The 13,261-nt window shown below is 67.2% G+C and carries 6 protein-coding genes; 5 read left to right on the plus strand and 1 reads right to left on the minus strand.

Going from position 1 to position 13,261, the window contains the following annotated elements:
* Positions 1 to 46: 46 nt before the first annotated feature.
* Positions 47 to 1,714: a DNA repair protein RecN gene (recN, locus tag F6X42_RS09005; protein ID WP_187633870.1), complete on the plus strand. Its 1,668-nt coding sequence runs from the start codon at positions 47 to 49 to the stop codon at positions 1,712 to 1,714.
* A 106-nt stretch (positions 1,715 to 1,820) separates the two neighbouring features.
* On the opposite strand, the gene glnE is transcribed toward recN, so the two are convergent.
* Complete coding sequence (gene glnE, locus F6X42_RS09010) at positions 1,821 to 4,616, minus strand: bifunctional [glutamate--ammonia ligase]-adenylyl-L-tyrosine phosphorylase/[glutamate--ammonia-ligase] adenylyltransferase (RefSeq protein ID WP_187633871.1); 2,796 nt, start codon at positions 4,614 to 4,616, stop codon at positions 1,821 to 1,823.
* 268 nt (positions 4,617 to 4,884) lie between these two features.
* Here glnE and F6X42_RS09015 point away from each other — a divergent pair, with 268 nt between their 5' ends.
* The 4 genes from F6X42_RS09015 to aroG all read left to right on the plus strand — a co-directional run bounded on the left by F6X42_RS09015 (position 4,885) and on the right by aroG (position 13,115).
* Positions 4,885 to 9,147 (plus strand): YhdP family phospholipid transporter, encoded by a 4,263-nt coding sequence (locus F6X42_RS09015; RefSeq protein ID WP_187633872.1) that lies wholly within the window; start codon positions 4,885 to 4,887, stop codon positions 9,145 to 9,147.
* A 152-nt stretch (positions 9,148 to 9,299) separates the two neighbouring features.
* The gene (locus tag F6X42_RS09020; protein ID WP_187633873.1) at positions 9,300 to 10,163 is read left to right on the plus strand and encodes a carbon-nitrogen hydrolase family protein; all 864 of its coding nucleotides are present in this window, start codon (positions 9,300 to 9,302) and stop codon (positions 10,161 to 10,163) included.
* 87 nt (positions 10,164 to 10,250) lie between these two features.
* Positions 10,251 to 11,717, plus strand: coding sequence for a metalloprotease TldD (gene tldD, locus F6X42_RS09025; RefSeq protein WP_187633874.1), 1,467 nt, complete (start codon positions 10,251 to 10,253; stop codon positions 11,715 to 11,717).
* 324 nt (positions 11,718 to 12,041) lie between these two features.
* Complete coding sequence (gene aroG, locus F6X42_RS09030) at positions 12,042 to 13,115, plus strand: 3-deoxy-7-phosphoheptulonate synthase AroG (RefSeq protein WP_187633875.1); 1,074 nt, start codon at positions 12,042 to 12,044, stop codon at positions 13,113 to 13,115.
* Positions 13,116 to 13,261: the final 146 nt, after the last annotated feature.

The raw sequence follows: 13,261 nt of genomic DNA on the forward strand, positions 1-13,261 counted from the left end.
GCCGCCGCGGCCGCCACCCGAATCCCAAGCTCACCCGAAGACTCCCATGCTTCGCCACCTCTCGATACGCGACTTCGTCATCGTCGCCGCGCTCGACCTCGAATTCGACAGCGGCTTCACCGTTTTCTCGGGCGAAACCGGCGCCGGCAAATCGATCCTGATCGACGCGCTCGCGCTCGCGCTCGGCGCGCGCGCCGAGGCGAGCGTCGTGCGCACCGGCGAGAGTCGCGCCGACATCACCGCGGAGTTCGAAACGCACGCGCAGGTCGATCAATGGCTCGACGCGCAGGCGCTCGGCGCGGCCGACGACGGCCCGCACGGCGGCACCGTGATGCTGCGGCGGCTGGTCGACGCGAACGGCCGCTCGCGCGCGTTCATCAACGGCACGGCGGCCACGCTCGCGCAGCTGCGCGAGGTCGGCGAAATGCTCGTCGACATTCACGGCCAGCACGCGCACCAGTTGCTGATGCGCCCGGACGCGCAGCGCGAGCTGTTCGACACGCACGCGGGCCTGTCCGACATGGCCGGCGCCGTCACGCGCGCCTGGCGCACGTGGCGCGACATGGCGCAGGCGGTCGAGCACGCGCAGACGCGCGATCGCGAGCTGCAACTCGAACGCGAGCGACTCGCGTGGCAGCTCACCGAGCTCGACAAGCTCGCGCCGCAGCCGGGCGAATGGGAAGAGGTCAACACCGAGCATCGGCGGCTGTCGCATTCCGCGAATCTGATCGACGGCGTGCAGGGCGTGCTCGGCGCGCTGTCCGAATCGGACGACGCGATGATCACGCATCTCGGCTCGATCGCGTCGAAGATGCGCGACCTCGCGGACATCGACCCGGCGCTGAACGACGTGCTCGCCGCGCTGGAACCGGCCGAAATCCAGTTGCAGGAAGCCGCGCATTCGCTGAGCCACTACGCGCAGAAACTCGAGCTCGATCCGGAGCGGCTCGCGCAGGTCGAAAAACGCCTCGACGCGCTGCACTCGGCCGCGCGCAAGTTCCGCCTGCAACCCGGGATGCTGCCGGAAGAACACGCGGCGCGGCGCCAGCAACTGGCCGCGCTCGACGCCGCCGCCGACCTCGACGGTCTACGCGCCGCCGAGGCACAAGCGAAGGAAGTGTTCGTCGGCGAGGCGAAAAAACTGTCGAAAGCACGCGCCAAAGCAGCCAGGGCGCTCGGCGAAGCGGTCACGACCGGCATGCAGGAACTGTCGATGAAAGGCGGCAGCTTCGAAGTCGCGCTGGTACCGCTGCCTGAAGGCGGCGCGCATGGACTCGAACAGATCGAGTTCCGCGTCGCCGGTCATGCCGGCGTGCCGCTGCGGCCGCTCGCGAAGGTCGCGTCGGGCGGCGAACTCGCGCGTATCAGTCTCGCGCTCGCGGTGATCGCGAGCGCGGCCAGCCCGACACCGACGCTGATCTTCGACGAAGTGGATACCGGCATCGGTGGTGGCGTGGCAGAAGTGGTCGGGCGGCTATTGCATCAGCTCGGCGAGGCGCGCCAGGTGCTGTGCGTGACCCATCTGCCGCAGGTCGCCGCGCGCGGCGATCATCATTTCCAGGTCGCAAAGTTGAGCAACGGCAACGGCGGCACGCTCAGCAGCGTGACCTCGCTTGACAAGTCAAGCCGCATCGAGGAAGTCGCGCGGATGCTCGGCGGCCTCGAAATCACGGCGACCACGCGCAAGCACGCGAAGGAAATGCTGGCCGCTTGAGTTTGCGCCGAGCCTGGTCCGCCGCATACGGCCCGAGTCGGGTCGGCCGGGACGTCACAACGATCCCGGCCACGCATGATGCGCTACGCGAAGTGTGTCAGCGCCATCACCCAAACACCCTGTTCCACAACGCCAGCACCGCCTCGCGCTCGGTCGTGACCAGCGCCGGATCGACCCGCGCCTTCTCCATCCCATCGAGCCGCAGCGTGTGCTGCAACTTGCGATACCGTCGATACGCGGCACCGACCGTCTCCGCTTCCGCCTCGCTCATCAGCCCGAAACGCGACACCTCGCGCAATAGCGCGATGTTGCCGGTATTGCGGATCAGCTCGGGATCGCGCGCCGCATGCAGCAGCACCCAGTACTGCACCGTGAACTCGATATCGACCATGCCGCCGCGGTCGTGTTTCAGATCGAACAGCGCCGGCGTTTGGTTAGGATGTCCCGCCTCGACACGCGCGCGCATCTCGACGATCTCCTTCGCGAGCGGTGGCGCTTCGCGCGGCATCGTCAGCACCTGTTTGCGGATCGCCTCGAACTTCGCGCCGATCTCCGGATCGCCCGCGCAGTAACGCGCGCGCGTCAGCGCCTGATGCTCCCACACCCACGCGGTATTCGCCGCGTCGCCCTCGCGCAGCTGGTAACGGCGAAACGCGTCGAGATCGGTGACGAGCAGGCCCGACTCGCCGTTGGGCCGCAGTCGCAGGTCGATGTCGAACAGCGTGCCGGCGCCGGTCGCGGTGGTCAGCCACGTGATCAGGCGCCGCGTGTAGGTGGCGTAGACGTCGGCGGCGGCATCGTCGGGATCGTCGTACAGGAAGATCAGGTCGAGGTCCGACGCGTAGCCGAGCTCCTTGCCGCCGAGCTTGCCGTAGGCGATCACCGCGAAGCGCGGCGCGTCGCGGTGACGTTTGGCCAGCTGCTTCCACACGGCTTCGATCGTCACGTCGAGCACCGCGTCGGCGAGTTCGGACAGCCGGTCGCTGACGTGCTCGACGGACAGCTTGCCGGCCAGATCGATCAGCAAAATGCGGAACACCTCGGCCTGATGCGCGTGACGCAGCAGATCCATCTGCTGCTCGACGCCATCGGCGGCCGCGAGCCGCAAACGCAAGGTACGCTTGAATTCGGCCCAGTCGAACGGGCTGTTGATCACCTCACCGTCGAGCAGTTCGTCGAGCAGCTGCGGATGGCGGATCAGATAGCCCGCCGCCCAGCGCGAGCCGCCTAACACCGACAGCACCTGGTGCAGCGCCTGCGGATATTCGGTCAGAAGCGCGAGATACGCGCCGCGCCGGCTCACCGCTTCGAGCAGATCGAAAAAGCGCGCGACCGTATCGGCGCGCCGCGCAGCCGGCTCCAGCGTGCGCGCGGCATCGAGCGCGCGCTGCGCGACGATGTCGAAACGCTGCCGGCTGCGCTCGTTCAGGCCCGTGTAGCGCGACGAGCGCCATACCCCCCGCAGCCGCGCGAGCAGCTCGCCGGGCTCGGCCATACCCAGCTCGACGAGGCGCGCGCGCAGCGCGTCGTCGGCGCTGTCGTCGGCGAGCGCGCTGCTCCATACCCACGCGGCCGCGCCGTCCTCGGGCGCGCCGCAGCCGTCGCGCCCGTTCACCTTGTCGGCGAAAATCTGGTCGAACTGCTGTTCCACGAACTCGCGATGCGCGTCGAGCTTCGTCATCAGTTGCGGGTAGTCGTCGCAGCCCATCGCGCGCGCGAGCGCCATGCGGTCTTCGGCATCGACGGGCATCGCGTGGGTCTGCGCGTCGTTGCGATATTGCAAACGATGCTCGAGCTCACGCAGAAAGCGATACGCCTGCGACAGCTTCACGCAGACCGACGAGTCCATCAGCCCATGCGTGGTCGCGTGGCGCAGCACGGCGAGCGTCGGCCGCACGCGAAAGCCGGCGTCCTGGCCGCCGCGGATCAGCTGGAACACCTGCGCGCTGAATTCGATTTCACGGATGCCGCCACGGCCGAGCTTGATGTCGTCGGCCTTGTCCGGGCGCATCGACGCGCGGCGCTGCGCCTCCTGACGGATCTGCAGATGCAGCGCGCGGATCGCGCTGATCACGCCGAAATCCAGATAGCGTCGATAGACGAACGGCGTGACGATCGCGTCGAGTTGCTTGCGCAGCCGCTGCGCCGACGCGCTCGTGCCCTCGGACACGAGTCGGCCCTTGATCCACGCGTAGCGCTCCCACTCGCGGCCCTGTACGTAGAAATACTCTTCGAGCATGCCGAGGCTGCAAACGAGCGGCCCCGAATCGCCGTTCGGCCGCAGACGCATATCGACGCGGAATACATAGCCGTCGGCGGTGACTTCGGCGAGCGCGCCGATCAGCCGCTTGCCGAGGCGCGTGAAGAACTCCTGGGTCGCGAGCGGCGAGCGCTGGCCGCCGACGGTCTCGCCGTCGTCCTCGTAAACAAAGATCAGGTCGATATCCGACGACACGTTCAGCTCACGCCCACCGAGCTTGCCCATGCCGACCACGCCGAGCGTGAGCCGCTCGCCCTGCTGGCCGCGCGGCTCGCCATACAACGCTTCGAGCTCGGCGCTCAGCACCGTCAGCGCGCGCTGGATCGTCGTTTCCGCCAGATCGGTCATCGCGCCGGTGACTTCGGCGATATCGGCCTCGCCAGCCAGGTCGCGCTCCATCACCGCGCAGAAGACTTCGGTGCGCAGCTGGCGCAGCGCGCGCTTCAGCGCATCTTCGTTGACCGGCGCACCGGCTGGGCCCGCCGCCTCGGCGCACAGCGCGTCGAGACGCGCGTCGATGCGCTCCCGCGTCAGCGGTTCATCGGCCAGCGCGCTGACATGCGCGACGAGTTGCGGGCGGGCCGCGGCGGCGCGCGCGGCATAGTGCGAATAGCTGGAACTCAGGAGGGTGGCGTCAGTCATCAAAAATCTGGCTCGCTCGTTGCTTGATCGAATTGGGTGCGGCGGTATCTGACGGGTGTCGTTCCGGGGTCGTTGTCGTGCCGTTCCGTTGCGCCATCGGCACACGGCGACACGCGTGCCGAACCCGTGCCGAACGCGGTGCCGGACGGCTTCGCCAAACGCCGTCGCAGGCTGTCGGACAGGGTTTGCAGGAGGTCCGCCGACGCTTTCCCGTGTGTTACATTTCGTCGTTAACTCGCAAAACTACCATACGCCCAGTCGCCGCAGCATGTCCGAGCGAAACGAATCCACCGACCCGCAAGCCCCATCGCAGGTCCGGCATGTGAGCGGAAGCGACCACATCGTGCTGCGTCGGACGTTGCGCGTGCTCGTCACGCTCGCACTCGTCCTTTATTTCATCGCGACCGGACTGTTTCTGGGTTTGCGCTACGTGGTGCTGCCGCGCGCCGACTCGTTCCGCCCACGCATCGAAGCCGCGGTCTCCGACAAGCTGCGCACCCAGTTCACGATCGGCCGGCTCGCGCCGCACTGGAGCGGCTTCCAGCCGGGGCTCGACGTTACGAATCTGGTTATCCGCGACCACGACGGCCGACCCGCGCTGACGATTCCGCACGCCACCGCGACGGTATCCTGGCGCTCGCTGTGGCAGTTTCATCCCGCGCTGTCGAGCCTGATCGTCGATCAGCCGGACGTGCTGGTGTCGCGCAGTGAGGACGGCGTGCTGTCGGTCGCGGGCGTGCCGGTGCCGACGCGCCACAGCGGCAACGACGCGCTGTCCACCTGGCTGTTGCGCCAGCAGGCGATCGTCGTGCGCGGCGGCGTGCTGCGCTGGCGTGACGCGATGCGCAACGAACCCGAACTGGCGCTGCGCGACATCCGCATCGCGATCCTCAATGACGGCCGCGATCACCGCATGGCGCTGCAGGCGCCACCCGACGGCCAGGTGCTGAAAGGCCCGCTCGACTTCCGCACGCACTTCCGCCACGCGCCGCTCTCGGCGCTCGGCAAGCCGATAAACTGGAGCGGGCAGGTGTACATGTCGACGGGCCCGGTCGATCTGCCGACGCTCGCGCGCTACATCCAGTTCCCGATCGAGACGTTCGCCGGCCGCATCGACAATGCAATCTGGATCGACTTCAGCGAAGGCCGCATGACCCGGGCGACCGGCCAGTTGAGCGGTTACGACGTCGCGATGCGCGTGCGCCCGACCCAGCCAAAGCTGCTCGTGCCGATCACCCACTTTCTGTGGCGCGTCGAGGCAAACGAAGCCGAGTACCGGCTGCAGCTGTCGGACCTGCGGGCCGAGCTCGGCCAGCCGCCGCTCGAAGACGGCACGCCGCTCACGCGCATCCTGCGCTTCCGGACCCTTGACAGCCGCTACCGGATGGCGTCGCAGCAGCATGGGCAGCTTTTGAGCATCAGCGGCGATCGCGTCGATCTCGGCATCCTCGCCGAATTCAGCCGCGCGCTGCCGCTGCCGCGGCACTTTCTCAATGAACTCGTGCGCATCAATCCGCGCGGGCTCGTCGCGAACTACGTGATCGAGGTCGAGCGCGGCAAGCCGGAATCCGGAGAAGTGGGCAGCGACCGTCGGCCGACGGGTGCTGAACCGATCGAGCGTTATCGCTTCAAGGGCGATCTACAGGGCATCAGCTTCGCCGCCCAGGAGCCGGGGCCGGGCCTGACGCCGCGCGGCCACCCGCGCGCCGGCGTTCCCGGCATCGAAAACCTGTGGGGCAACGTCGACGCCGATGAAAAAGGTGGCCACGCGAACCTCGATACGACCAACGTGGCGATCACGCTGCCGGGCGTGTTCGACGATCCGCGTCTCACGCTCGCGCGTCTGCACGGCCGCGCCGACTGGACGGTGGGCGCGAAGGCGCCGGGCGACACCCGGCCCGCGTTCGCGATCAAGCTCAACGATTTCGGGATATCGGACCCCGACGTCGAGGCGACCGCGACCGCGAGCTACAGTAATCCCGGCCACGGCCGCGGCTCGCTCGACCTGAAAGCCGACTTCAAGCGCGCGCAGGTGACACACATCGCCCGCTATCTGCCGACCGCGGTCAGCGAAAAGCTGCGCGTTTATCTGGGCCACGGCTTGCAGGCTGGCGTGTCGCGTGGCGGCACGATCGAAGTGCACGGCGACCTGACCAAGTTCCCCTACGCGCGCGACCCCGACGCCGGCATCTTCCACATCGTCGCGCCGTTCACCGGCGGCAAGTTCGATCCAACGCCGTTTCCGCCGCGCAATATGCGCAACGGCACGCCAAACGTTTGGCCGCCGCTCGACGGCATCGACGGCGTGTTCGAACTCAAGCAGAATGTGCTGCGCTTCGACATCGACCGCGGGCGTTACAAGCGCATCGCACTGACCGACGTCAACGGCCACATCGACGACCTCGGCACCAAAGCGTCGAACCTGGTCATTCAGGGCAACGGCCGCGGCCCCCTCGCCGACATGCTCGACTACGTGAACGGCAGCTCGCTCGGCATCATGGCGCGGCACCAGACCGAAAAGATCCGCGCGGAAGGGGCCGCGGCGCTCGCGCTGAAGCTGACGATCCCGCGCACGCCGAAGCCGCACGTCGGTGTCGAAGGCGCGCTCGGCTTTCAGAACAATCGCCTGAGCGTGAACAACGTGCCGCCGCTGTCGCAGCTGACCGGCCGGGTGCGCTTCACCGAGCACACGGCCGAGACCGACCGGCTGTCCGGCCGGTTCCTCGGCGGCGACGTGCACGCGAACGGCGGCTTGCGTCAGGACGGCGCGTACGCGCTCGCGCTCAACGGCCACATCGCCGTCGATGCCGCGCGCGAGCTGCATCTGCATGGCCCGGCCGCGCAGGTGCTCACGCACATGCGCGGCAGCGCGCCGTATGCGTTGAACGTCAGCGGCGCGAGGGGCCGCCTGCCGGAAGTCAGCGCCAACTCGGATCTGAGCGGCCTCGCGCTCGATTTTCCCGCACCGTTCAACAAGCCGGTCGGCACGCCGATGCCGCTGCACTTCTCGGTCAATCCGTCGACGGCGCCCGGCGAAGCCGGCCTCGAACGCGCCGACCTGACGTTCGGGCCGGTCGCCGCCGCGTATCTGCTGCGCTATCAGCCGAAGGTGCAGCCGAATACGCCACCGGCCGTCGTGCGCGGCGCGATCGGCGTGAACCGGCCGGCCGATCTGCCGTCCGAGGGCGTGGTGGCCGTGGTCGACGTCAAGGAGTTCAATGCCGACGCCTGGCGCGCGCTCGCCGCGCAGTTGCGCGGGGGCGCGGCCGGGGCGAATGGCGTGAACGGCGGGGCGAACGGCGGCAGTACCGCCAGCGGCGCCACCAACACGAGCAACGCGGCCACCCCCGCCGCCGCGCCCAATCCGATGCTCACGCAGTTCCTGCCGAATCGCTTCGCGCTGCACATCGACACGCTGACGCTGCTCAAGCGCCACTGGGACAACGTGATCGTCGGTGCGTCGCACGCGGACCGCACGTGGCAGGCGAACATCGCGTCGAATCAGGTGTCCGGCCACGTGTCGTGGCTGCCGGGCGCGACCCGCGAATCGCCGGGCGAGCTGCAGGCGCGCTTTGCGCGCCTCGTGATTCCGTCGGTCGCGGACAAGGACCTGCTCGGCCCGGCGATGTCGGCGCCGGCGCTGAACATGCCGTCGATCGATATGGTCGTGGACGAGCTGATCGTGCACGATCGCAACGTGGGCCGGCTCGAGGTCGACGCTCACAACTTCGACGAGAACGGCGTGCCGGTCTGGCAGCTCGACAAGCTCGATGTGACGAACCCGACCGCGACGCTCACCGCGACCGCGAACTGGCGCACGTCGACCGGGCTGGCCACCTCGGCCGACGAAGCCACGCCGCGCCGCACCGTGTTCGATTTCAAGCTCGACATCAAGGATGCCGGCGCAATGCTGGATCGCCTCGGTCTGCCGAGGACGCTCAGGAGCGGCAGCGGCTCGATCGCCGGCAAGGCGGTGTGGCAAGGCGGCCCGACCACGATCGACTATTCGACGCTGAACGGCAATCTCGCGCTCGATCTGCGCCACGGCCAGATCCTGAAGGTCGATCCAGGCGTCGCGACACTGCTCGGCGTGCTGAGCCTGCAAAGCCTCGCACGCATCGCCACGCTCGATTTCCGCGACGTGATCGGCGAGGGCCTGCCGTTTTCGAGCGTGACCGGGACCGCGCAGATTCATGACGGCATCGCCCGCATCGACGACTTCAGAATGGTGACCGCGCCGGCGCGCGCCGAGATGGTGGGCTCGGTCGACATCGCGCAGAAGAGCCAGGATCTGCACCTGCACGTGGTGCCGACCGTCAGCGCCGGCTCGGCGGTGATCGCGGCGGCGATCGTCAATCCGTTGATCGGCCTCGGCGCACTGATCGCCGATCTCGCGCTCACGCACGGGGTGTCGCAAGTGTTCGCACGCGACTACGCGATCACCGGCTCGTGGTCGAAACCGCACGTCCAGCGGGTGACGACCGAACGGGGTAAGATTGACGCTCCGGCTTCGTCCGTGGAAGCGCACTGAGCTTTGGTTTCCCGGCGCCGCTATCGCGAATTACGCGGCCGCTCGTGCCACTTCGTCGAATCAATGCGCCAACTGGGCCGAGCCAGCCCACAATCATGCATGCGGCGCCGCGCATCGCGCCGCCGCCCTGCCGGGAGCCTTTCGACACGCTCATGAGCGAAACACACATCTCTCCTTCTCCGCCCGCCGATGCATCGGGCGGGCCATTGGCCAGCTCCTTCCGGGTCGCCGCGCTGCAGATGGTCAGCACGCCGGATCGCGATCGCAATCTCGCCGACGCACAGCGCCTAATCGCCGAAGCCGCCGCCGACGGCGCGCAACTCGTGCTGCTTCCCGAGTATTTCTGCTTCATGGGCTTCAAGGACACCGACAAGCTCGCCGTGCGCGAGCCGCATCGGGATGGCCCGATCCAGCGCTTTCTCGCCGACGCCGCGCGCCGCCACCAGATCTGGGTGATCGGCGGCACGCTGCCGCTGAATGCGCCGGAGGCATCGCGCGTGCTGAACACGACGCTCGTGTTCGACCCGCTCGGCAACGAAGCCGCGCGCTACGACAAGATCCACCTGTTCAACTTCGAAAAGGGCGAAGAATCGTTCGACGAAGCGCGCACGATTCGGCCCGGCACCGCGGTGCAAGGTTTCCAGGCGCCGTTCGGCCGGGTCGGCCTGTCGGTCTGCTACGATCTGCGCTTTCCCGAGCTGTACCGGCGCCTGGGCGACTGCGCGCTGATCGTGGTGCCGTCCGCGTTTACCTACACGACCGGCCGCTCGCATTGGGAGCTGCTGCTGCGCACCCGCGCGATCGAAAATCAGTGCTACGTGCTCGCCGCGGCGCAAGGCGGCAAACACGAGAACGGCCGCCGCACCTGGGGCCACAGCATGTTGATCGACCCGTGGGGCGAGATCGTCGCGGTGCGCGACGAGGGCGCCGGCGTGGTTGCGGGCAACCTCGAACGCGCGCGCATCGACGAAGTGCGGCAGAGCCTGCCGGCATGGCGTCATCGCGTGCTGAGCTGAAACCGACATTGAAACTGCGGCGCCTGCCACGCATATAGCGACGCAGGCGCTCCCCGACCCCTCCGTATCGAGCAGAACATACTTCGCATGAACATCATCGAACCCGGTATCCGTAATCTCGCCGCCGCCAAGGACATCCTCCTCACGCCCTATGGTCTCGACGAGTCGCTGCTCACGCGCACGCTCGCCGAAATCTTCACGCACCGCGTCGACTACGCGGACCTCTACTTTCAGGCCACCCGCAGCGAAGCGTGGAGTCTCGAGGAAGGCATCGTGAAGTCGGGCAGCTTCAGCATCGATCAGGGCGTCGGCGTGCGCGCCGTGTCGGGCGAGCGCACCGCGTTCGCGTACTCGGACGACCTGTCGCCCGAAGCGATCCGCCAGGCGGCCATCGCCACGCGCGCGATCGCCAGGGCGGGCGGCGGCAAGCAGAAGATCAAGGTGGCGTCGTCGCTGACCGGCATCGCCGGGCGCGATCTGTACCTGCCGTCCGATCCGCTGCATTCGCTCGACGCCACCGCGAAGGTCAAGCTGCTCGAGCGCATCGAGCAGATGGCGCGCGGCCGCGACCCGCGCATCCAGCAGGTGATGGCGGGTCTTGCCGGCGAATACGACGTGGTGCTCGTCGCGCGCAGCGACGGCGGCTTCGCGGCCGACATCCGGCCGCTGGTGCGCGTGTCGGTGACGGTGATCGCCGAGCAGAACGGCCGCCGCGAAATCGGCAGCGGCGGCGGCGGCGGGCGTTTCGACTACGGCTATTTCACCGATGAAGTGCTGTCGCGCTACGTCGACGACGCGGTACACGCCGCGCTCGTCAATCTCGACGCGCGCCCGGCACCGGCCGGCGCAATGACCGTCGTGCTCGGGCCGGGCTGGCCCGGCGTGCTGCTGCACGAGGCGATCGGCCACGGGCTCGAGGGCGACTTCAACCGCAAGGGGTCGTCGGCATTCGCGGGACGCATCGGCGAGCAGGTCGCCGCGAAGGGCGTCACCGTGGTCGACGACGGCACGCTGCCGAACCGCCGCGGCTCGCTCAATATCGACGACGAAGGCAATCCGACGCAGTGCACGACGCTGATCGAGGACGGCATCCTGAAGGGCTACCTCCAGGACACGCTGAATGCGCGTCTGATGAAAATGCCGGTCACCGGCAACGCACGGCGCGAATCGTACGCGGCGCTGCCGATGCCGCGCATGACCAACACGTACATGCTCAACGGCGACAAGGACCCGCAAGAAATCCTCGCGTCCGTGAAGAACGGCCTGTATGCGGTGAATTTCGGCGGCGGTCAGGTCGACATCACGAACGGAAAGTTCGTATTCTCGGCCTCGGAGGCGTACATGATCGAGAACGGCAAGATCACGTATCCCGTCAAAGGCGCGACGCTGATCGGCAGCGGCCCGGAATCGCTTAAGTACGTCACGATGATCGGCAACGACATGAAGCTCGATTCCGGCGTCGGCGTGTGCGGCAAGGAAGGCCAGAGCGTGCCGGTGGGCGTCGGTCAGCCGACGCTGCGCATCGAGCGGATGACGGTCGGCGGTACGGCCTGATTGCGCGACTGATGCACGCTTCGCGCACGCAAGTCGCGAAGCGTGCGGATTTTCCGCATTTTTCGATGCCCCGGCTTGTCAGCCGAGCTTGTACCGGGTTATAAAGGCACTCACCTTTTTTGATCAGCGACGCATTTCACTTCGCCATGTCCGCCAAATTTTATTTTTACTTTTTTTGGTATCTCAGACCGCTGGCGGATCGAGAGGGGTGTTAGTGCACGCAGGACACCAGGAATTCACGAAAAACCGCCAGCCAGCCTGGCGGTTTTTTTTCGTCTCACGCTTTTGACCCGAACACGCTACGAACCGATTCAGGAGAACCACATGCCCCCGCACAATACCGACGATGTCCGCATCCGCGAATTGAAGGAACTCACGCCGCCCGCTCACCTGATCCGCGAATTTGCGTGCGACGAGACGGTGTCCAACGTGATCTACGACTCGCGCACCGCGATGCATCGGATTCTGCACGGCATGGACGACCGTCTGATCGTCGTGATCGGCCCGTGCTCGATTCACGATCCGAAGGCCGCGATCGAATACGCGGGGCGTCTGATCGAGCAGCGCAAGCGCTTTGCCGGCGAACTCGAAGTCGTAATGCGCGTGTACTTCGAAAAGCCGCGCACGACGGTGGGCTGGAAGGGTCTCATCAACGACCCGCATATGGACAACAGCTTCAAGATCAACGAAGGCCTGCGCACCGCGCGCGAGCTGCTGCTGCGCATCAACGAACTCGGCCTGCCGGCCGGCACCGAGTACCTCGACATGATCAGCCCGCAGTACATCGCGGACCTGATCTCGTGGGGGGCCATCGGCGCGCGCACGACCGAATCGCAGGTGCATCGCGAGCTCGCGTCGGGACTGTCGTGCCCGGTCGGCTTCAAGAACGGCACGGACGGCAACGTGAAGATCGCCGTCGACGCGATCAAGGCGGCCTCGCAGCCGCACCATTTCCTGTCGGTCACGAAGGGCGGCCACTCGGCGATCGTATCGACCGCGGGAAATGAGGACTGCCACGTCATTCTGCGCGGCGGCAAAACGCCGAACTACGACGCCGACAGCGTCAACGCGGCCTGCGCGGACATCGGCAAGGCGGGTCTCGCCGCGCGTCTGATGATCGACGCGAGCCACGCGAACAGTTCGAAGAAGCACGAGAACCAGATTCCGGTGTGCGCGGACGTCGGCCGTCAGATCGCCGCGGGTGACGAGCGGATCGTCGGTGTGATGGTGGAGTCGCACCTCGTCGCGGGTCGCCAGGATCTGCAGGAAGGCTGCGAGCTCACGTACGGGCAGAGCATTACCGATGCATGCATCGGCTGGGATGAAAGCGTCGCCGTGCTCGAAGGCCTTGCCGAAGCGGTCAGGCAGCGCCGCGTCGCGCGCGGCAGCGGCAACTGAACACTCGCCCCGTCGCCACTTCGGCGACTTGTCTGCAGTTGGTAGAAAAAACCCGGTTCGATTTCGAACCGGGTTTTTTATTGGCCAGTCGGACGAACGGTACTGAGCCTGCCGCCTCGCTATCGTCATAGCTCGTTGCCTGGTCG

Source organism: Paraburkholderia podalyriae (assembly GCF_014397785.1).
GTDB lineage: Bacteria > Pseudomonadota > Gammaproteobacteria > Burkholderiales > Burkholderiaceae > Paraburkholderia > Paraburkholderia podalyriae.